Annotated in this window: 19 protein-coding genes; 9 read left to right on the plus strand and 10 right to left on the minus strand. The window is 69.5% G+C overall.

The annotated features are described in order from the left end of the window. Positions 1 to 700: 700 nt before the first annotated feature. Positions 701 to 2293, plus strand: a complete 1593-nt coding sequence (locus ABT061_RS14520) for an MDR family MFS transporter (protein ID WP_350916567.1) — start codon at positions 701 to 703, stop codon at positions 2291 to 2293. Positions 2294 to 2339: 46 nt separating this feature from the next. On the opposite strand, the gene fumC is transcribed toward ABT061_RS14520, so the two are convergent. Further along, a complete protein-coding gene (fumC, locus tag ABT061_RS14525) occupies positions 2340 to 3824 on the minus strand; it encodes a class II fumarate hydratase (RefSeq protein WP_350916570.1) in 1485 nt (494 codons plus the stop codon). 2 nt (positions 3825 to 3826) lie between these two features. Beyond that, positions 3827 to 5566 (minus strand): NAD-dependent malic enzyme, encoded by a 1740-nt coding sequence (locus tag ABT061_RS14530; protein WP_350916573.1) that lies wholly within the window; start codon positions 5564 to 5566, stop codon positions 3827 to 3829. A 459-nt stretch (positions 5567 to 6025) separates the two neighbouring features. On the opposite strand from ABT061_RS14530, the gene ABT061_RS14535 reads away from it, so the two are divergent. Further along, positions 6026 to 6163: a hypothetical protein gene (locus ABT061_RS14535; RefSeq protein WP_350916577.1), complete on the plus strand. Its 138-nt coding sequence runs from the start codon at positions 6026 to 6028 to the stop codon at positions 6161 to 6163. Between the two features lie 241 nt (positions 6164 to 6404). On the opposite strand, the gene ABT061_RS14545 is transcribed toward ABT061_RS14535, so the two are convergent. Next, a complete protein-coding gene (locus ABT061_RS14545) occupies positions 6405 to 7367 on the minus strand; it encodes a GntR family transcriptional regulator (protein WP_350916580.1) in 963 nt (320 codons plus the stop codon). A 136-nt stretch (positions 7368 to 7503) separates the two neighbouring features. Here ABT061_RS14545 and ABT061_RS14550 point away from each other — a divergent pair, with 136 nt between their 5' ends. From ABT061_RS14550 to ABT061_RS14570, 5 genes are all read left to right on the plus strand, one after another. After that, the gene (locus ABT061_RS14550; RefSeq protein ID WP_350916583.1) at positions 7504 to 8115 is read left to right on the plus strand and encodes a GNAT family N-acetyltransferase; all 612 of its coding nucleotides are present in this window, start codon (positions 7504 to 7506) and stop codon (positions 8113 to 8115) included. Further along, positions 8085 to 9038 carry an alpha/beta fold hydrolase gene (locus ABT061_RS14555; RefSeq protein WP_350916586.1) on the plus strand — a complete coding sequence of 318 codons (954 nt, stop codon included), beginning with the start codon at positions 8085 to 8087 and terminating at the stop codon, positions 9036 to 9038. Before ABT061_RS14550 ends, ABT061_RS14555 begins: the two co-directional genes overlap by 31 nt. A 450-nt stretch (positions 9039 to 9488) precedes the next feature. Beyond that, positions 9489 to 10610: a hypothetical protein gene (locus ABT061_RS14560; RefSeq protein WP_350916589.1), complete on the plus strand. Its 1122-nt coding sequence runs from the start codon at positions 9489 to 9491 to the stop codon at positions 10608 to 10610. A 194-nt stretch (positions 10611 to 10804) separates the two neighbouring features. After that, positions 10805 to 12058, plus strand: coding sequence for an MFS transporter (locus tag ABT061_RS14565; RefSeq protein WP_350916593.1), 1254 nt, complete (start codon positions 10805 to 10807; stop codon positions 12056 to 12058). Further along, positions 12042 to 12917 carry a MerR family transcriptional regulator gene (locus tag ABT061_RS14570; RefSeq protein ID WP_350916596.1) on the plus strand — a complete coding sequence of 292 codons (876 nt, stop codon included), beginning with the start codon at positions 12042 to 12044 and terminating at the stop codon, positions 12915 to 12917. Before ABT061_RS14565 ends, ABT061_RS14570 begins: the two co-directional genes overlap by 17 nt. 15 nt (positions 12918 to 12932) lie before the next feature. On the opposite strand, the gene ABT061_RS14575 is transcribed toward ABT061_RS14570, so the two are convergent. After that, positions 12933 to 13121, minus strand: a complete 189-nt coding sequence (locus ABT061_RS14575; RefSeq protein ID WP_350916599.1) for a hypothetical protein — start codon at positions 13119 to 13121, stop codon at positions 12933 to 12935. Positions 13122 to 13387: 266 nt separating this feature from the next. Beyond that, entirely contained in the window at positions 13388 to 15097 is a 1710-nt protein-coding gene (locus tag ABT061_RS14580; RefSeq protein WP_350916602.1) for an AMP-binding protein, read from the minus strand. A gap of 277 nt (positions 15098 to 15374) precedes the next feature. Here ABT061_RS14580 and ABT061_RS14585 point away from each other — a divergent pair, with 277 nt between their 5' ends. Beyond that, the gene (locus tag ABT061_RS14585; protein ID WP_350916605.1) at positions 15375 to 16190 is read left to right on the plus strand and encodes a helix-turn-helix transcriptional regulator; all 816 of its coding nucleotides are present in this window, start codon (positions 15375 to 15377) and stop codon (positions 16188 to 16190) included. Positions 16191 to 16213: 23 nt separating this feature from the next. Here ABT061_RS14585 and ABT061_RS14590 read toward each other — a convergent pair whose 3' ends face one another. Continuing rightward, positions 16214 to 17101, minus strand: coding sequence for a LysR family transcriptional regulator (locus tag ABT061_RS14590; RefSeq protein WP_350916608.1), 888 nt, complete (start codon positions 17099 to 17101; stop codon positions 16214 to 16216). Positions 17102 to 17111: 10 nt separating this feature from the next. Here ABT061_RS14590 and ABT061_RS14595 point away from each other — a divergent pair, with 10 nt between their 5' ends. After that, on the plus strand, positions 17112 to 17714 hold the full coding sequence (locus tag ABT061_RS14595) for an SDR family NAD(P)-dependent oxidoreductase (protein WP_350916611.1): 603 nt from the start codon (positions 17112 to 17114) through the stop codon (positions 17712 to 17714). A gap of 261 nt (positions 17715 to 17975) precedes the next feature. Here the strand turns inward: ABT061_RS14595 and ABT061_RS14600 are convergent, their stop codons facing one another. From ABT061_RS14600 to eboE, 4 genes are all read right to left on the minus strand, one after another. Then, a complete protein-coding gene (locus tag ABT061_RS14600) occupies positions 17976 to 18374 on the minus strand; it encodes a LuxR C-terminal-related transcriptional regulator (RefSeq protein WP_350916614.1) in 399 nt (132 codons plus the stop codon). Positions 18375 to 18388: 14 nt separating this feature from the next. After that, a complete protein-coding gene (locus tag ABT061_RS14605) occupies positions 18389 to 18511 on the minus strand; it encodes a hypothetical protein (RefSeq protein WP_350916617.1) in 123 nt (40 codons plus the stop codon). 65 nt (positions 18512 to 18576) lie between these two features. Further along, positions 18577 to 19917, minus strand: a complete 1341-nt coding sequence (locus ABT061_RS14610) for an alkaline phosphatase family protein (protein ID WP_350916619.1) — start codon at positions 19915 to 19917, stop codon at positions 18577 to 18579. Next, entirely contained in the window at positions 19917 to 21029 is a 1113-nt protein-coding gene (gene eboE, locus ABT061_RS14615; RefSeq protein ID WP_350916622.1) for a metabolite traffic protein EboE, read from the minus strand. The genes ABT061_RS14610 and eboE overlap by 1 nt, the downstream gene beginning before the upstream one ends. Positions 21030 to 21031: the final 2 nt, after the last annotated feature.

Here is a 21031-nt window from a genome sequence, read left to right on the forward strand (position 1 = left end):
TTCCCCTGGAAACGAAGAAGTGGGACATCTAACGGGACAACGTGACATCTAACGACATGGTCATCATCCGTTCGCCCGCTGGGCGTCACTCTCCAGGTGGATGCCGGGTCACCCGCGCGGGGGAGGCGGACGCTGTCGCCAGAGGGCGGAAGTCTGTTTTTCCAGGTCAAATTCATGGTGCGGGAATGGTGGCGCGGAGGGGGGCGCCCGCCGTCGGGGTGACGAACGCCCGGCACACTCGAAGTTTTCAGAAACATAGAATTAACAAACAAAGTGTTTCTCAGTTGACTGGCTCTGTTTTGTGAAATCCGGGGACACGAATCGTGGAAACGACCGAGACCGGTGACCTGACGCGCGAGGCCCGTTCCCGTCGCGGCGGCCACAGCGGCCACCACCTCGCGGGAGGGGCCTTCCCCGGCGCGGAAGGTCTTCCCGTACGGGCCGCCGAATCGGGGTCGCGACGCGGGACGGTTCCGGTGTGGTTCCGGCTCCGGCACGGAACCGCGCCCGTCCGCGGCACGGCGGCGGAAGGCGCACCCGGGGCGGATGTTGCGGAAGGGGGCATGGGACACTTGTCAGGACGACGGGGCGCGGTGTTGACATCGCCGCCCGTCGGCCCGGGACGATCATGTCCCGTGCCGCGCCTCCTGCCGCCGTCACCGCCGCACAGCGCGAGCGGAGACCCGCGGAGAAGTCTCTCGTGGATCATCCCCCTGTCATGCCCGGCACCTCCGTGCGGTCCGAGGCCCTTCCCTCTTCCCCGTCCCTGTCCGAGTCCCCTGTCTCGGCCTCGCCTCCAGCCCCCGCTCCCCGGCTCGGGAGGGTCTTCGTCGCCCTGCTGCTGGTCACCTTCCTGTCCGCGCTGGACCAGACGATCGTCGCCACGGCCCTGCCCGCCATCGTCGGAGAGCTCGGCGGCCTGGAACACATGTCGTGGGTCGTGGCGGCCTACGCGCTCGCCACGGCGGTCGCGATGCCGGTCTTCGGGAAGCTCGGCGACGCCCTGGGGCGCAAGTCGCTGCTGCTCGGGTCGATCGTCGTCTTCCTGGTGGCGTCGGCACTGTGCGGCGCGGCCCAGGACATCGTCCAGCTCGTCCTGGCCCGCGCCCTGCAGGGGCTCGGCGCCGCGGGACTGATGATCCTGTCGCAGGCCGTGGTCGCCGACCTGGTCCCGCCGCGCGACCGGGGCAGGTTCCTCGGCCCGCTGGGCTCGGTCTTCGGCGTCGCCACGGTGGTCAGCCCGCTCATCGGCGGGACGCTCACCGACGGCGCCGGATGGCGCTGGATCTTCTGGATCAACCTGCCGCTGGGCATCGTGGCGCTCGTCCTCGCCGCCACCTCGCTGCGGCTGCCGAAGCGGCGGCTGTCGGCCCCCCTCGACGTGACGGGCACCGCGCTGATGGCCGTCACGACGACCGCGCTCGTCCTGATCGGCACCTGGGGCGGCACGCTCCACGGCTGGACGTCCCCGACGATCCTGGGCCTGGGCGCGTTCACACTGGTGGGAACGTTCCTGTTCGTGCTCGCCGAGCGCCGTGCGGCCGACCCGCTCATCCCGCTCGGCCTCCTCGCCGACCGCACGGTCTTGGTCGCCGGCGGACTGAGCCTCGTGGTCGGCGCCGGACTGTTCAGCGTGGTCAGCTACGTGCCGTCGTATGTCCAGATGGTGTACTCGATGGGTGCCACCGCGGCGGGCCTGTTCCTGGTGCCGCTGACGCTCGGCCTGCTCGCGGCGAACATCGGCACCGGTCTCCTGATCAGCAGGTTCGGGCGCTACAAGATCTACCCGATCGTCGGCACCGCCCTCGCGGCCGCCTCGATGCTGCTGCTCGGGTCGATGACCACGCAGACGCCCTCGTGGCTGCTGGCCGCCTACCTCGTGCTGCTCGGCCTCGGGGTCGGCTGCTTCATGCAGGTCTCGATCACCGCGGTGCAGATCGCGGTTCCCCAGTCCTCGGTCGGCACCGCCACCTCGACGGTCGTCTTCGTAAGGGAGATCGGCGTGACCGTCGGGGCGGCGGTGATCGGCTCGGTGTTCGCCAACCGGGTCGCCGCGGGGCTCGGCCCCGTGCTCGGCGGGGCCGGTGACCCGCACCGCCTGACGCCCGAGGCCGCCGCCGCGCTGCCTCCAGCCTCCCGCGCGCTCGTCGCCGGGGCCTACGCCGACGGGCTGGTGCCGATGTTCCTGTGGCTGGCGGTGGTGTTCGGGGCGGGCCTGGTGCTGGCGCTGCTGCTCAGGGAACGCCCGCTCACCGCATCATCCGGCACGGCCGCCGGGGGGAGTCCTCCGTGACAGCCTGGGCGGCGACCGCGTTTCGAACGACCGAGGACCCGCCGCCTCAGGGAGGCGTGCCGTCACCTGAGGCGGCCACACCGGGCCGGGTGAGGCGTTCGGGATCGACGACCTTGTCGTAGAGGGCCTGGCTGACGCCGGACTTGAGAGCGGCCTCCTTGAGCGTGAGGTCCTCGTCGAGCGCTCGGTGGGCGATCCGCGCGGCCTCGTCATAGCCGATGATCGGGCTGAGCGCGGTCACCATCATCACGGACCGGTCGACGTCGTCCTTCAGCCTGTCGGTGTCGAGTTGAACGCCCTCGATGAGGTAGACGCGGAAGTGGTCCATCATGTCGGACAGGATCCGTACCGAGTGCAGGACGTTGTCGATGATGACAGGGCGGAAGGCGTTGAGCTCGAAGTTGCCCTCCGCGCCCGCCATCGAGACCGCGCTGTCGTTGCCGACCACCTGGATGGCGACCATCAGCATCGCCTCCGCCTGGGTCGGATTGACCTTGCCCGGCATGATCGAGGACCCCGGTTCGTTGGACGGCAGGATCAGCTCGTGCAGGCCGGCCCGGGGCCCCGATCCCAGCCAGCGCATGTCGTTGGCGAACTTGAACAGCGACACCGCCAGGGCGCGCAACGCCGCCGAGACCCGGACCAGCGCGTCGCACGAGGCCTGGGCGGCGAACTTGTTGGGGGCGCTGACGAAGGGGTAGCCGGTGAGATCGGCGATCTGGGCGGCGACCTCGTCCCCGAACCCCGGTGGCGCGTTCAGCCCGGTGCCGACCGCCGTGCCGCCGATCGCCAGCCGGTACAGCCCGGTGAGGGTGTGTTCGAGGTGGTCGGCGGCGTCCTGGATCTGGGCGAGGTAGCCCGACCACTCCTGGCCGACCGTCAGCGGGGTGGCATCCTCCAGATGGGTGCGGCCGATCTTGACCACGTGCTCCCACTGGAGGCTCTTGGCCGCGGTGGCGTCGCGCAGCCGCGTCAGCGCCGGCAGCAACCGGCCGTCGATCGCCCGCACCGCGGCGATGTGCATGGCGGTGACGAACGTGTCGTTGGACGACTGTCCCATGTTCACGTGGTCGTTCGGATGCACGGGATCCTTGCCGCCGAGCGGACGGCCGATGAGCTGGAGAGCCCGGTTGGAGATCACCTCGTTGACGTTCATGTTCGACTGCGTGCCGGAGCCGGTCTGCCAGACGTACAGCGGGAACTCGCTGTCCAGGTCACCGTGGACGATCTCGTCGGAGACCCGGCTGATCAGGTCGGCCTTCCAGCGGGGCAGCCGGCCGGCGCGGCCGTTGACGATCGCCGCGGCCTTCTTGACGAAACCGTAGGCGTGGTAGACGGCCTTGGGCATCAGGTCGTCGCCGATGGCGAAGTGGATCAGCGACCGCTGGGTCTGCGCGCCCCAGTAGTGGTCGGCCGGCACCTGGATCTCGCCGGTCGAGTCGCTCTCGGTACGGGTGCCGGAGGCCTCCAGGCCGATCGGCAGGTCCAGGATCCGCGGCGCGGCCTCCTCCTCCCGGTGCTGACCGGCCATCGTCATGTCCCCCGAACCGGTCGGTACCGCGGCTGCCACATCGCGTTCTGGACCTGCTGGATGGTGTCCCGCAGGTCGGCGCGGGCCAGGTCCTCCTTGGCCGCCTGCTCCGCGACCGCGACCGCGACCGTGGCCGAGACCTCTCTCAGGTTGTCCACCTGGGGCAGCAGGGAGGCGCCCGGGGTCGAGACGTCCACCATGCCGCCGACCGCCTCGGCGGCTGCCTGGAGCATGCCGTCGCTGACCCGCCGCGCTCGCGACACGACCACGCCCAGTCCCAGCCCCGGGTAGAGCAGGGCGTTGTTGGCCTGGGCGATGACGTAGGTGACACCGTGGTGGGTGATGGGGGCGATCGGGATGCCGGTGGCGATCAGGGCGTGGCCGTCGGTCCACCGGATCAGGTCGGCCGGCATCGCCTCGATCCGCTCGGTCGGGTTGGAGATCGGGAAGATGATCGGCCTGTCGACACCGGCGGCCATGGCTCGAACGATCTTTTCGGTGAAGGCGCCGTGCTTGGTGGAGGTGCCGAGCAGCATGGTCGGCTTGACGCGGCCGACGACCTCGTCGAGGTCGATCTCGTCCCTCTCCCCGCTCCAGTCGGCGACCTCGGAGGCCGGCCGGGCGTAGGGGGTCTGGAAGTCGCGCAGGTCTGACATGTCGTCGATCAGCAGGCCCTGCTTGTCGACCGCCCAGATCCGGCGGGTGGCCGTCTGGCGGTCCAGGCCGTCGCGGACCATCGCGTCACGCAACTGATCGGCGATCCCGATGCCGGCCGTGCCGGCGCCGAAGACGACGATCCGCTGCTCGCGCATCGGTGTACCGGAGACGCGGACGGCGCCCAGCATGGCCGCGAGCACGATCGCGCCGGTGCCCTGCATGTCGTCGTTGAAGGTGGGGATCCGGCCGATGTACCTCTCCAGGATGCGCCGGGCGTTGGACGGCCCGAAATCCTCCCAGTGCAGCATCGCGCCGGGGAACAGGCGGGTGGCCGCCGAGACGTAGGCGTCGATGAAGTTGTCGTAGCGTTCCCCCCGCACCCGCGAGTGCCGGTTGCCCACGTAGAACGGGTCGTTGAGCAACCCCTCGTTGTCGGTGCCGACGTCGAGCGCGACGGGGATGACCCGGGCGGGGTCGATCCCGGCGGCGGCGGTGTAGACGGCCAGCTTGCCGACGGCGATGCCGGCCCCGCCGCCCACCCCCCAGTCCCCGATGCCCAGGATCTCCTCCGCGTCGGAGGCGACGATCAGGTCGACGTCGTCGGCTCCCATGCCGAGGTTCTGGAAAGCCCGCTCGATGCCGTCCACGTCGTCGACGGACAGGTAGACGCCCCGCGGCCGACGGTACTCGTGGCTGTAGGTCCTGATCGCCTGCGCGATCGTCGGGTCGTACACGATCGGCAGCATCTCCCGCAGGTGATCGGCCAGGAGCCGGTAGAAGAGCACCTCGTCACGGTCCTGCAGTGCCGACAGGTAGACGTTCTTGCGCAGGCCGGTCGGTTGTGCCCGGTACTGCGCGTACGCGCGGCGCGCCTGCTCGTCGAGTGTCTCGACAGCCGAGGGGAGCAGCCCCTCCAGGCCCAGCTCCGCGCGCTCCTGCTCGCTGAACGCCGTTCCCTTGTTCAGCAGCGAGTTGTTCAGTATCTCCAGCCCGCGCAACGTGGTGACGTAGCCCCCGCCGGGGTTCTCCGTGAAGCCGCGGTGCGCGCTCCTCGGCTGTTCGGCCCTGCCGGACTCCTTCGCCATCCCCATCACCCGCACATCTCTGACCCGGGACGCACCCGCCGCCCCTCAGACGATCGGCAGCCGGTCTGTCCATGTGGGGCCTCCCCGCTGCACGATCCGTGCACGCCAAAGGGAAAATAAATTACTTTTACAACGACGGCCTTGCAGGACTCGGCGATCTTGTCGTGGCGGGGCGACACCTCAGGATCGACATTCCGGCAGGGGTGCACAACGCGCGGCCGGCGAGTCGGCCCAAGGCTCGCCGTACCACTTCCTTTGCCGTGGCGTGGGCCCTGCCCTGCCTGTGCCTCCCGCTCGGGTGATGCCTTGACCTCGGGTAAAACATCGTGGGAACCGCATCGACCGGTCCTTACTTCGGGTAGACAGTACGAAAAGCTCCCGGTCCGGCCCATGTCGCCGGCTGGTTTCCGCCCGTCGTCCGGCCGGGGCATCGAATGATCAATCGGAAGTCGATCCGTCATGAGTGCACACGTTCACGTCCGTCTCGACCACGGCCTGACCATGAACGAAAAGAGCGAGCTGGTCGAGCTGACGCGCTGCCAGTGTGGCGCCATATGGAGCACGACCCACTGGGCCGGAGACGGCGACCTGGAGTGATCGCCGGGCGGCGGTGGCCGGGGACCGCGTGCTCTTCTCCCTGCAGCTGCGCGCGATCGGCGTCGGCCGCAGTGATCGCGTGCAGCTTCTGGGCCAGGCCCAGGGCGGCCCATTCCCTGAGGCGACGGCGGATAGTGGCGGCCGAGCAGTGCGCGCTGGCGGCGCGTTCGTCACCGTCCGCGCACCCATCCGCCGAGCAAGACCCCGCTACCGCTGGGATGCCCAACCCACATCACGCCGACTACGGGCGCGTTCGGGCCTGATCCTCCACCAGGGCGGCGAAACCGTCGAGATGGCGTGCAAGGCTGTACTCGAACAATCCGTCCACGTCCGACACCGTTTCCTCGGAAACCGCGGCCAGCAGCGGAAATCGTCCGGAGCGGAGGAGTTCGTCGGCCCGCTTTCGCTGTGTCAGCCACCACCGGTCGAGCGTCATACCGGTCTCCTGCTCGGCTTCGATCTCATCCGCCGTGGACAGCGCAACGGTGTGGACCAGTGCGTGCAGCGTGAGCGCCTCGCGAATCCGTGTCGTCATGGGCAGTCCAAGCCCGTCGAGTGCGCGCAGGGTCCACTCGGTGTGCGCCATCATGTTGGGCACCAGCAACGGTCGCGTGAACGAGATGGCCCTGGGCAGCCAGAGGTGTCGCCGGCACAGCTCCCATTGCCGGCGGGAGATCAGTTCGAGCTTGGCTCGCCACCCCTCCGGCCCCGGGATGGGGAGCTCCAGTTCGCCGAAGACCTTGTCGGCCATCTGCGTCACCAGTTCGTCCTTGTTCGTCACGTGCCGGTACAGCGACATCGGACCGACGCCGAGCTCGGAAGCGAGTCGCCGCATGGATACGGCGTCGAGTCCCTCGGCGTCGGCGATCGCGATGGCGGTGCGGAGAGCCTGCTTCCGGTTCAGTGCCTGCTTGGGGACGTCGGCTCGCCGCGGTCTCAGGGGAGTGGTCAGGCCGGCCGGCTGCTTCTGGCCCAGGGGGCTGACCACCGTGCCGGCGCCGACCTTCGTTTCGACCAGCCCTTCGTCGCGGAGAGTGGCCATCACTCTGGTCGCGGTCGCGACCGCGACCCCGCATCGCTGGGCGATCTCCCGGATGGAAGGCACCCGGTCGCCGGGCCGCAGGTCGCCGGTCAGGATCCGGGCACGGATCTCCGTGACGATCTGCCGGTATGGCGGTTCCGGTCGCGGCGTTGACGACGGCATAGAGTCCCCGATCTCTTGGTGAGGTTGCTATCCGCCAAGAGTGTACTAGTTCAATCTCTCTCAGTACTAGTTCACTTTAACTCGCTAAATTCTCGAGATATATTCACTTCCGGGACCGTTTCAATACGCTGTACCCATGACAGTTGATACGCCGTACGCATCCGTGTGGCGAGCGGATGACGCAGACCAGCAGGCGGTGTTGGACGTCCTGACCGAGGCGTTCATGAACGATCCACTGGTCTGTTGGCTCTTCCCCGAGATGGGCCAACGAGGTCGTCTCCAGGCGCACTTCTACCGCCCCCTGCTCACCCATCCCGCCGCCGAGGCGTACCTGGCCGGCCGTCGCGAGGGCGCCTCGGTATGGCTGACGCTGGCCGCAGGTCAGACGCCCTATGCGGAGCACCCGGACGCGCCCGAGGCGGGCCAGGAGACGGCCTTCGGTGAGAACGGTGCACGATTGCTGGCCCTGGGCCAGGCACTGGCCCCACGGCACCCCGATCGCGAACCGCACCTCTACCTCCCCTGCATGGGGGTGATCAGCGGGCGGCAGGGCACCGGACTCGGCTCGGCGATGCTGCGGCACCGGCTGGAGCGAGCGGACGCCGACGGGCTCGCCGCGTATCTGGAGGCGAGTTCGTCCCGGAGTCGCGCCCTCTACCAGCGGCACGGATTCGAGGATCTCGGCGAGCCGGTTCGCGTGGCGGACAGCCCGCCCCTGTGGCCGATGTGGCGCCCACCGCACCGTTGACCGCCAACTCACACCACCCGTCCAACAGACAAAAGGAGAGAACATCAATGACAACGAACCGCGACGCCGATCGGCGACCGCCGACCCTGGTGTTCATCCACGGCACCAACTCCTCGTCGGCCTGGGCTTCGGGGCTGACCAGCGAGCTCGCCCTGCGCGGGCACCGGTGCGTGGCCGTCGACCTTCCGGGACACGGCCGCGAGGCGTTCTACCCCCGTTCGTACCAGGCCCCGCAGGACCTCGAGGCACTGGCAACCGAACCTTCGCCGCTCGCCAAGATCACCATCGACGACTATGTCGAGCGCGTTGTGGACGTGGTGCGCCGCGCCCGCCGCCACGGGCCCGTGATCCTGGTCGGCATGAGCCAGGGCGGCGTCACCGTGAGCAGAGTCGGCAACGCCATCCCCGAACTGCTCGAACGGGTTGTCTACGTCGCGGCGTACTGCTGCGTGGACCTGCCGAACCTGGCCGCTTATCTCGAAACGCCGGAGAACAGTGACAGCCTGCTCCCCCAAGTGACCGCGGCCATGGTCGCCGATCCAGCGGTCCTGGGGGTGAGCCGGCTCAACTGGCGCTCGGCCGACCCGGCGGTGTTCCAAGGCGTCAAGGGTGCCCTTGCCGGAGATTTCACCGACGAAGGGGTCAGTCGGCTGCTCAACATGCTCGAACCGGACGAGACCGCCGGCATTCCCCTGGCCGAAGCCCGGGGCGAGGCACACACCTGGGGCCGGATTCCCCGGACGTACGTGCGTCTCACCCTCGACCGGCTTATCCCGCCAGCGCTGCAGGACCGATTCATCAAAGAGGCCGACCGCCTCACTCCGAACAACCCGACCGACGTGCGAAGCGTCGCGGCACCCCATGTCGGCCCGTTCGACCGGCCTGAACTGGTGGAGATCTTCTCGGAACTCGCCAGCCGCTGACCCGGCGCGGCATGCTCCAGGAAAAGTTGCGTTATAGCTGGTGAGCAGGAGTTCTGACGAGGCGGAGTGGGTCCGGTGTGCTGGACTCCGCCACCCGGCCGCCTCGTCTTCCGCGTCTTCGCCACCGCGTCGGCCCGCGGGGGCTAGAGCGGATGCCACTCCAACCAGTCGCATCGCCCGGCCGTGGTCTCGCAGGTGTAGAACAGCCTGACCTCGGACCCGGCGAACGTTCTTGGTCAGCGCTGGGCGGGCGGGGTCGCGCGACGTGTCGGCCGCCGAGTATCTTGAGAGGTGGCGACCGTCCGCGCCCAACCTCCGAAGACCCGCCCCAGCCGGGTCACTCGACGGAGGCAAAGGGAGGCCCACCTCTCGGCCGAGGCACCGTTCGTCGATCGTGCGCCCGCCGCAGCGATTGCTGGGGGATCCGCGGACGGGACGCGGGAGACGATCATGACCAAGCAGGCCGGCTTCAAACGGCACGTGCGCGCCCGGATGGCCAAGACCGGCGAGTCGTACGCGACCGCCCGCAGCAGGCTCCTCGCCAAGCACCCGGGGACGACGCCGGACGACTTCCCGGTCGACTGGATGCCCGAGGCGCTCCACATCAGCAACGGCGACGCCACCGACGTGCCAGGGACCGGGCTCGCGCGGCGCGTGGTCTACTGGCGCGATCCCCTACACGAGGGGCCGGTGCCCGAGGTGGCGCCGGCCCAGCTGCGCCGGATCAGGGTCGACCACCTCACCGGCTACCAGAGCGTCGAGCGCGCCGAGGTGATGCGCCAGTTCACCGAGCGGGACCGGGCCCTGGGGGCCAACCGCGACGGGGAGTACGTGCTGTGGTTCGAGGCGGACCTGTACGACCAGTTGCAGATCGCCGAGATCCTCGCCCGCCTGGCTGATCTGGGCGTTCCCTCCGAGCGCATCACTTTGATCTGCATAGGTGAACACGCGGGCATCGCCCGCTTCGGCGGCCTCGGGGAGCTGACCGCCGAGCAGTTGCGTGAGCTGCCGCACACGAACGCGTGTGCGCGGCTGACCCCGGCGGCGCTCGAGCTGGCCGTCCGCGCGTGGGCGGCCTTCCGCGCGCCCACTCCCGAGGGCCTGGGCTCCATCGCCTCCGCGCGGCTGGGCGAGCTGCGCTTCCTGGGCGAGGCATTCGACCGGCTCAGCCGGGAGTATCCGGCGACGCGGGACGGTCTGTCGCTGACCGAGCGGCGGGTGCTGGCCGCCGTCGCCGACGGCGCGTCCGATGCCGGGATGGCCTTCGTGAGGGCCGGGGCGCGGGAGACGCGGCCGTACATGGGGGACATCACGTGCTTCAGCCGGATGGACCGGATGGCAGCGGGGCCACACCCGCTGCTCCGTCTCGACCCGCCTGGCCGCCCCGTGGAGCGGACGACGGGTGTGTGCCTGACCGACACCGGGGCGCGGGTGCTGGCCGGAGAGGCCGACCAGATCGCCCTCAACGGCATCGACCGGTGGATCGGCGGCGTGCATCTGCAGGGCCACCGCGTGCCGTGGCGCTGGGACGACGGCACCGAAACCATCGTCCACCTCCCCGGCGAAGCATAGAAGCCCAAGGTCGGCCGCCGACGTTCACCGGGCTACGCGCCGTTCGGAACTTGTCAAGCTCGATATCTGCAGGTCGGCCGGCAGCGCGGCGACGTCGTCGGCGTGCGTCACGCGCGGGCTGTCGGCACGCAAGGGCAAGGTGCGCGTCCGCGCCGGTTGACCTTGTCCCTGGGACAGGGGTGGACGCTGACCGTGTGAACCGGATCCTCTTCCTCTACCTCACCGCGGAAGCCTTGTCGCTGCTGGGTAACTCGCTGATCGCCATCGCGCTGCCGTTGCTGGCGCTGGAACGCCTGGGCAGCGTGAGCGCCGCGGGCACGGTGTCGCTCGTGGCCGCGTTGCCCATCGTGGCCGGAGGGCTCGTGGGCGGCCTCGTCGTCGACAGGGTCAGCCGGCGGACGTCCGCGATCGTCGGCGATGTGCTGTCGGCTCTCGCGGTGGCCGCGCTTCCGCTCGTCGACCTGCTCTGGGGCCTGAACCTCGGCTGGTTCGGCCTTCTGGGCGTCCTCGGCGCCCTGGCGGACATCCCGGGGATGACGGCCAGAGAGGCGATGGTGTCCGAGGTCGCCCGCTTGAGCGGTACCGGCCTGGAACGGGTGATGGGCCTTCGCGAGGGCATCGGCGCCTCGATGATCATCATCGGGCCCGGTGCCGCCGGGCTCGCGATGTCGGTCGCGCCACCGGTGGCGGTGCTGTGGGGCATCGCGGTGATCTCCCTCGTCTCGGCGATCTGCGGCGCCCTGCTTCCGCGCGAGGTCGGTGCGAGACCGGCCGGGCTGCGCCGGCTCGACGGGCTCCGGGACGTCTTCGGCGAGTTGCGTGCGGGATTCGCCGTCATCGGAGGGAGCCGCCGGCTGGTGACGGTGACCCTGTTCATCACCGCGTGCGCCGTCGTTCTCGCCTCCTTCCAGGGCATCGTCATGCCCGTTTACTTCACCCAGGCGGGCACGCCCGGTCTGCTCGGCACGGTCCTCGTCGCGATCGCCGTCGGCATGATCGCCGGTGCGGGACTGTACGCGGCGACCGGTGGCGACACCCGTCGCAGGCTCTGGGCGACGGGCGCCCTCGTCACCCTCGCCGCCGGCGTCCTGATCCTCGCCACCTTGGCCTCCTACCCGGTCATCCTGCTCGGCTCGGTCGTCACGGGCGCCGGGATGGGCGTCCTCAACTCCGTGCTCGGCGTGATCACCCAGGAGGCGATTCCCGAGCATGCCCGCGGCCGTGTCTTCAGCGTGCAGAACATGTCCTCCTCACTCGCCGGCCCCGTCGCCGTCTTCGTCACGGGAATGATCATCGATCTCTTCACCCTCACCACTGCCTCGCTTACCCTGGGGCTGCTCTGGGTGACCGCGACCGCGCTCATCGCGACGACGGCCACGTTCCGCAAGCTCGACGAGGGAGCATCCGCCCCGCAAGAAAGGACCGCCGGACATGCTGACGATCGGTGACCTCGCCCGGCACTGCGGGACCACTCCCAAGGCGATCCGTCTCTACCACCGCAAAGGGCTCCTGCCCGAGCCCGAACGCGCCGCCAACGGGTACCGCCTCTACGGTGCGGGCGCGCTTATCCGCCTGCAGCGCATCCGCGGCATGCGCGACCTCGGTCTCTCGCTGAGCCGGATCAGGGATCTTCTCGACGGGCAGGCGGCCGGCTTGCGCGAGGCCATCGGCGAACTGCGTTCCGAACTCGACGAGCAGGCGGCGCTCATCGCCCGCAAACGGTCTGTGCTCGATCAGCTGCTGCGGGACAACCGAGACCCCGAACTGCCCGCCAGGCTCGGCGCTGCCCTCGCCACGCTTGAGGCGGCCGGGCTACCCGCTGCGGTCCTGAACCGCGACAAAGAGGACCTCCTTCTCGTGATCGCCCTGGCCGACGACCCCGCCGCGACGACCGCGCAGCTCACGACCATGTACGAGACCTTGACCACCGCCCCGAACCTGTCCCGCTATGTGGAACTGTCACACCGCTTCGCAGCCCTCGCGGACGGCGGGCACGATCCGGCTGAACTCGACCGGCTCGCGCGCGACTACACCGATTTCGTGCTCGCCGCCCTTCCCGGCCTCGACCGAGCGGACGCCCTCTCCGACAGTGGGGCGGACTTCCACGAGATCACCGGCGAGCACGACGAGAGCACCCTCGGCCCGGCGCAGTTCGCCGTGCTCACCGCCGTTCAGGAGAATCTCGCCGCCCACCTGATCCCGGCGTCCCCCGGAGGGGATGGTCGCCACGGCCAGGCAGCCGCGACGCCGCCGGCCGGGTGGCCAACCACCGGACAGGCGGCTTCGGGCTCCGTCACAGCCGGTTGACGTGAAGCACCTCGCTCACCCGACCGCCGTTCCCGCCGGCTGCGCCCCGAACGGCGCGACCGGGATAGTGCCCTGCTCGAACCCGGCTTCGCTCAGCTCTTCCAACGATTCGGACGCCACCTCAACTACCGAGGCACCGCCGGCGTGGACACCGAGATCAAACTCCTGGGAGCCGTCCACAACCTGAACAAGCTCTTTCTCCACGCCAAGAACACCTCTTGACCGCCCGGGGCTGGGAGTTACGCGACAGCCTCCCGGTTGCCGGCCCGTGCACCGAAACCCTCCACGCCCGGTCCCGGGCGTCCTTCTGGCTCGACCAACCGCAGGCCCGCCCGGCATCACGACGTCGGGAAAACCGTCAAACGCGACAAAACCCTCATTGCTCGACAACAACGCGCAGGTTAAACGACAAGCTCAGGGCCCGCCCATCGCCTGCCAGCCGGGTCTCGCGCTCTCGGTGGTATCGATACTCACACTCGGCGCGTTGGGCCGAGTTCGGGAAACTGGTCCTCGCGCCACTCGGCGCCGTTGCCCTGCCCCGCCGACTCGTTCTCCCGTGCGCGCAGCTCGACCCGGCGGATCTTGCCGGAGATGGTCTTGGGCAGCTCGTGGAACTCGATCCGGCGGATTCGCTGGTAGGGGGCCAGGCGCTCGCGGGCGTAGCGCAGGATCGACAGCGCCGTCTCCCTCGTCGGCGCATGGCCCGGGGTCAGGGCGATGTAGGCCTTGGGCACGGCCAGCCGTACCGGGTCGGGGGCGGGGACCACGGCCGCCTCGGCCACCGCCGGGTGCTCGATCAGTACCGACTCCAGCTCGAACGGGCTGATCTTGTAGTCGCTGGCCTTGAAGACGTCGTCGGTACGCCCGATGTAGGTGATGTACCCCTCGTCGTCGACGGCGGCCACGTCCCCGGTGTGGTAGTAGCCCCCGGCCATCGCCTCGGCATCGCGCTCGATGTCGTCCTGGTAGCCGGTCATCAACGGCAGCGGCCTGCGCGAGAGGTCCAGGCAGATCTCCCCCTCCCCGACCCCGCTGACCTGGCGGCCGGTGACCGGGTCGACCAGGACCACCGGGACACCGGGCAGTGGGCGCCCCATCGAGCCGGGACGTACCGGCGAGCCGGGGGTGTTGCCCACCTGCGCGGTCGTCTCGGTCTGCCCGAAACCATCTCGGACTGTCAGCCCCCACGCACGCCGGACCTGCTCGATCACCTCGGGGTTGAGCGGCTCCCCAGCGGCCACGGCCTCCCGCAGCGCGACCGGGCGCTCGCCCAGCTCGGCCTTGATCAGCATCCGCCACACCGTCGGCGGCGCGCAGAACGAGGTGACCTCCAGCTCGCGGAGCCGCCTCAGCAGCGCGGCGGCGTCGAAACGGCGGTAGGTGTAGACGAGGATCGTGGCCTCAGCGATCCACGGGGCGAAGAAAGACGACCAAGCGTGCTTGGCCCACCCCGGCGAGGAGATGTTCAGGTGCACATCCCCGGGCCGCAACCCCAACCAGTACATCGTCGACACGTGCCCCACCGGGTAGGAGACCTGGGTGTGCTCGACCAGCTTGGGCCGTGAGGTGGTTCCCGAGGTGAAGTACAACAGCAGCGGATCGCCCGGCGCCGTGCCCGGATGCCCCACCGGCGCGTGCTCCAGAGCGGCGGCGCCCCGCAGATCGGCCCACCCCTCGGCCGCACCTACGCTGATCCGGGTGTAGTCCCCGGGGACGTGGGCGAACCTGCCCACGTCGGCGGCGTTGCAGATCACGTGCCCCGCCCCGCCCCGGCCGATCCGATCGACCAGGTCCGCCGGGCCGGCCGCGGGGGTGGTCGGCATGATCACCGCCCCCAGCTTCATCACCGCGAGCATGCACTCCCACAGCTCGACCTGGTTGCCGAGCATGAGAACCACCGGGTCGCCCTTGCGTACGCCGTGCGCGGCCAGCCAGGCCGCCAGCCGGTCCGAGGCCCGCGCCAGCTCCGCGAAACTGCGCTGTGTCGCGGTCCCGTCCTCCTCCAGCAGCACCAGCGCCGGACGGTCGTTGTCCCGCGCGATCGCGTTGAACCAGTCCACCGCCCAGTTGAACCGCTCGCCCAGCTCCGGCCAGCGGAACTCGGCCACCGCCCGGGCATGCTCGCCACGCAGCGACAGCAACTGATCCCGGCTCGCACGGTAGGCGTCGGTCACGTTCACCGCGTATCTCCTCTCGTTAGCAGGCTGACGCCGCCTCACGGTGCTCGAGGTGCCGTTGTTGGCGGACCTCATGAGCGTGCGACACACCCGAGCCGCGCAATACCCCCTTGAGGGGGTAGCCGGCTGCCCTCTACCGTGACTCCGCAGGACACGGTCGCGCGCCATTCCCGAGCGGGAGTGTCCATGCCCTGACCTGTGTCGTATCCTGCTTCCCTTACACGGCTCGCCGCCTCGGAGAACGACGTACGGCGGCCGGTCTCGACCGCTGGGAGGGTCCGTGGACGATGACGTCGAGGTGCGCACCGCGATCGACAAACTACTCCCGGAGCGGCTTCGGCGGCTCCAGCGGGTGACCGGCGTGCCTGTCGTCTTCGGCGGATACACCAGGCCCGCAGCCACCAGGCGGCAACTCGTCCTGAGCCGTCTCGTCGGTACCCTTGGCGACTCGCTCAGAGGTCTCGCCGTGGACACCGGCCGCGGCCTTGGCGGCTCCGTGCTGCACGAGGGATCCCCTCGCCGGGTCAACGACTACGCGACAACCACGACCATCACGCACGACTACGACCGCATCGTGGTGGAGGAGGAGCGCATCACCTCGGTCTTCGCCGTGCCGGTGGTCGTGCGCGGCGTCGTCCACAGCGTGATGTACGGCGCGGTGCGCGACCCCCAGCCGATCGGGGATCGGGCGCTGAACAGCGCCGGCGTGGTGGCGGCCCAGATGCAACAGGATGTCGAGGACCTGTTGCGACCTGGCACCGAGGAGCCTCATCCCGGCTCCGCCCACGCCGCGATCGCCGAGCTGGCCGATGTCGTACGGAGCATCACCGACCCCGCTCTGCTCGCGCGACTGGCCCGGATCCACCGGGCCTTGGTCGGCCCCGGCGTGCGGGTGCCCGCCACCATCACGCTGGCCCAGCGCGAACGCGACGTGCTGAGCCTGGCCGCGGTGGGCGCCTCCAACGTGGAGATCGCCGCGCGACTGGGGCTGAGCCCGCAGACCGTCAAGGCCTACATGCGCACGGCCATGAGCAAGCTCGGCGTGCACAACCGCACCGCCGCCGTCCACGCGGCACGCCAGGCCGGCGCCCTCTAGGGGTAGCCGGCTTCGATCCCGGGTCAGGCCCACTCCGGGGTGACGGATTCGGTGCCAATCGCGTGTGCGGCTCGTCGTAGCGCCGTGACCAGGGCGGAATCATCGGACGAACGGGTAAACAGGGACAGCGGGCAGGGTTCGACGTCCATGACCGGCACGAACACGACATCGGGATGCCAGCGGCTGTGACTGACGAAGCCTCCGGTGATCGAGATGGCGAGCCCTGCGGCGACAACCTCCAGCAACTCATCCATCGTGTGCACGGACGGCCCGTAACGGACAGGCACACCGCTCGGTCGCGGATCACACGCCCACCACCGCACCCACTGCTCGTCCGCCTCGTCGTCGGTGACGTGTGGTTCCCCATCCAGCTCGGCGAGCGAGACGGTCGCTCGGCCGGCCAGTCGGTGCGCCACCGGCAGCGCCACCACACGTGGCTCGTGAAGCACGACGTCGAACCGCAGGCCGGTCGTGTCCGCTATCGGCGGACGCACAAGGGCGGCGTCCACATGGCCTGAGCGAACCGCGGATGCCTGTTGTGGCCAGGGCAGTTCGACAAGCCGGATTGATGATGTCGGGATCCGTCTGTGCAACTCGTCGAGCAGCCGGCGGCTGTGCGGGCCGGCGGCGGCGGCGGTCATGAACCCAAGCCGCAGGCAGCCGGTGAGGCCGCGCTGGTAGGCGGCAACGGCGGATACCGCACGGTCGGACGCGGCGAGCGCCTCACGCGCTTCGACGAGGAACCGTCTCCCCGCCTCGGTCGGGCGCAGCGGGTGCGCCGAGCGGTCGATCAACTCCACGCCAAGCGTGCGTTCCAGCTTCCGCACCTGCTGGCTCAGCGAGGGTGCGCTCACGTACAGCCGCTGGGCAGCCCGGCCGAAGTGGCCCTCGTCGACGACCGTCGCCCACACCAGGTGTGACGTGCGCGATCGAGAGTCCGTGCGGGCGGCGTTCACGACCGCCGAGGAGCGGCTCGGTGAGGTCACGGCATTGGCCAACGTTGCCGGGATCGGACTGTTCGTCCCATTTCCTGAGCTGACGGACGAACAGTGGGACCGCACATTCGCGGTGAACACCCGAGGAACGTTCCTCAGCTGTCAGGAATTCCTGCGCCGCCGTGCCGGACGGCCCGGGGCGATAGTCAATGTCGCCTCGATCGCCGCTCGGCTCGGCATGGACATGCTCGCCGACTACGGTCCGTCGAAGGCTGCGGTGATCGAGCTGACCCATGCCGTGGCCAGGGCGGGGGCCGTCACTGGTGTACGGGCCAATGCCGTGATGCCGGGGCTGATCTGGACCGACATGTGGCGGAAGACCAGCGAGTGGCTTCTGGAGAGCGATCCGGCGTATGCCGGTTCGACGCCGGAGAAGATCTTCGCAGGGTTCGTCGATGCGCTGGTCCCGATGAAGCGGCCGCAAACTACGGACGACATCGCCGCGATCGTATCCTTCCTGATGAGCGAGCAGGCCGTGAACATCACCGGCCAGACCATCGCGGTCGACGGCGGCGTCGTGATGACCTGAGGTCTCTCAGCCTCGGGCTTCCGTACGCCCAGCAGGCACGGTCGGCCGATCGAGGGAACGCGTGTTCGGTCGACCGTGTGGTGATCAATCGGGGTTGTCCTCGCCAGGGTGGTGGCCCCGACATGAACCCATGTCCAAGAACCAGGGGAATGTCTCGCCCTGCGTCCTGATAGGTCGCCGTTGACCGGCAACGTAGTTGAACGGCAGGAAGTAGGAGGTTGTAGCGCTCGAAAATAGGATTCTCGTCGGTGACCTGCAGGTTCAGGCCGCCCGGTGGTACTGGTTGATCAGGCCATCGAGGATCGGTTGCCGCTGGATGGAGCGGAAGTCAGCCAGGTCAGTGATCGGCTGCGTGACTGTGCCGCCCAGCTCCATGGCCAGATTCCGGGCCTGTTGGGCCACCCATGTCCCGGCCGGGTTGGCGGTGACACCGGCCAGGTGCAGCCTGCGGGTGCCGTGCTCGTCGTCCTTGGTCAACTGGTGCAACTGCCGTCGAGAGGTGAGGCGGAGCTTCCTGAAATCCTTGGTGAGGTGATACTCGACGGTCGAGGTGGTGATGTAGAGCCTCGTCGCGATCTCCGCGTTCGTCTCCAGCACCCGATCCGCGCCGGTCCGCCCGGACAGGTCGAGTCCGAGTCGGCCCGAGAGCACCTCCGGCACGAACACGTTGGTGTTCAGCCGGTACCGGGGAGGGCGAACCGCTGGGCGAACGTGGACATCTCATCCCGCTGCCGTTCCGGTTCCGCCGCGGTGGGGCTGACCACGATGCGGCGGCGGCGCTCATCCCGAACACGCACACCTCACCCATCCGGTGAAGTGCTGGCGCCGGAAGAGGCCGGCCTTCGCCCGCGCGTCGCCCTTATCAGCGCGGGAGCCCGCCACCCCGGATGACCGCCGTCAGCAAACCCTCGACCTCGGTGGCGTCGTAGGCATCTCGATCAAAGGGGCCGAGTAGTACGGGTCCGTCGCTGGGATCGTCAGGGAGGCGACCGTGGCTTCCGCGCACCGGGGCCGGATCGAGCGGCACCACCGGCATCGTGTAGCGGAAGCCGAGCCGCTTGCGGGCCAGCGCCAGGCCCGCGCGGACTTTCACGAGCGGGTCGGCGGGATCCATGAACAGCTCGGCGGGGTCGTAGCCGGGTTTGCGGTGGATGTCCACGAGCCGGGCGAAGTCGGGCGCCCGGTCGTCGGAGAACCAGTAGTAGTAGGTGAACCACGCGTGCGGCTCGGCGACCGCGACGAGTTCGCCCGCGCGTTCGTGGTCAAGCCCGTACTTGGCCTTCCCCGCCTGGTCGAGGACCTCGTCCACGCCGGCCAGGTCGGCGATCACGTCGCGGGCCCGACGCAGGTCGGCGGGGTCACGCACGTACACGTGGGCGATCTGGTGGTCGGCCACCGCGAAGGCGCGCGACGTCCACGGGTCGAGGTACTCCATTCCAGCCTGGGTGTGGACCTCAAGCAGCCCGGCCGAGCGCAGCGCCCGGTTGATGTCGACGGGCGTCGTGGCGTTGGTGATGCCGTACTCCGACAGCACCACCACGGTGGCGTCCTCGGCCAGGAGAGGAGCCAGGGCGGCGTCCACCGCCTGGGCCGCCCTGACGGCCTCCGGCCCGTCCGGGCCGTACCGCTGCAGGTCGTAGTCGAGGTGCGGGACGTAGACCATGAGCAGGTCGGGCCGCTCCTCGTGCAGGATGTGGCGGGCCGCGGCCACGATCCACCGGGAGGAGGCGATGCCGGCGTTCGGTCCCCAGTAGCTGAACAGGGGGAACGGGCCGAAGCGGCTTTCGAGGTCGTCATGCAGTGAGGGTGGCCGGGTGTAGCAGTCGGGTGACTTGCGGCCGTCGGCGTGATAGATCGGGCGCGGCGTGACGAGCAGGTCGCTGGCGGCTCCCATGGCGTACCACCAGCAGACGTTGGCGGTGCGCAGGCCGGGCACGGCGTCCCAGAGTTGGCCGCCCTGGATGAGCGCGTTGTGCTGGCGCCAGAGAAGCACCTCGCCGAGGTCTCTGAAGTACCAGCCGTTGCCGACGATGCCGTGGTCGCGCGGCATGGCGCCGGTCAGCAGGGTGGCCTGCATGGAGCAGGTGACGGCGGGCAGGACGGGCCGCAGCGCCGCGGCTGCGCCGACCTTCGCGACGCCCGGCATGTGGGCCAGCAGTCGTGGGGTCAGGCCCACCACGTTGATCACGACCAGGGGCGGCATCACAGCTCCTTGAGTCCGAGTATGGCCAGTTCCCGGCGCGTCCAGTCGAGTTCGGCGGCGATGCCCTCGGCGAGGTCCACCGGCGTTGCGGGCAGTACGTTCCAGGTGTAGGTCTCCACCTCGACGTGCCGGGTCAGGGGGGAACCGCCGCCGAGCAGGGCGCGCAGCAGCTCCTTGAGGTAGGGCGCGGTGGTGGTGAGGGGCGGCGGCGGTGTGGTGTGCAGCGGCATGTGGAAGTGCACCCGCCAGGTCTCCTCGGTGGGCAGGGCGCCGGCCAGGGCCGCGTCCAGGTCGTCCACGGCTCCGGACGCCGCGCGGGTCTGGTGGAGGAAGCGATTCTCGTCGAACGCGACCAGCGCCGCCTGGCTGCCCGGTGGCGACTCCAGCGCGCAGGATGCCTGGAATTTCACGATCGGAAGCCTCAGTTCTGCGGCGTTCGCGGCCGGTTCGAAGCCCACTGCCAGGTGGCAGGCGTCCAGGCAGACGCCGAGGTGGTCGCGGTCCACGTCTCGCAGCAGCCGCGCCGCCTGTGCGGTGGTCTCCACGACGCAGCCGGGTTCGGGTTCGAACCCCAGCCGGATCAGCTTGCCGGTACGGTCGGCGAGCACGCGCAGCCCCTCCGCTACGGCGTCCACGTTCGCCATGGCCGTCGCAGCGCTGTCCGCCGTCCACTCGGTGCGCCAGGTGAGGGGGAGGGTCGAGATCGTGCCCTCGCTGACGTCGTCCGGCAGCAGGCGGGCAAGGATCTCTGCCAGATCGAGCGTGTAACGCGCCCGCTCGCGTGATGTCCAGTCCGGGAAGTAGACCCGGTATTTCACGACCTCGTCGTGAAAGCCGCGATAGGGGAAGCCGTTGAGCGTCACCACCTCCAGCCCGAGCCGGCTGAGCAGGGCGCGGAGCCGTACGAGCTCGGCGGCGTCGGTGATCAGCGACCGCGCCGCCCCATGGGGCAGCCACAGCCCGATCCCGAGCCGATCGACGCCGAGCAGGTCCCGCACCCGCGCGGCGAAGCCGGTGAGTTGCGCGTGGATGCCGGGCAGGTCCTCGGCGGGGTGGACGTTGGTGCAGTAGGCGAGGTGGACGGTCGAGCCGTCGGGATGCCGGAAGCGCATGC

The organism is Streptosporangium sp. NPDC002544, from assembly GCF_040295965.1.
In the GTDB taxonomy this organism is placed as follows: domain Bacteria; phylum Actinomycetota; class Actinomycetes; order Streptosporangiales; family Streptosporangiaceae; genus Streptosporangium.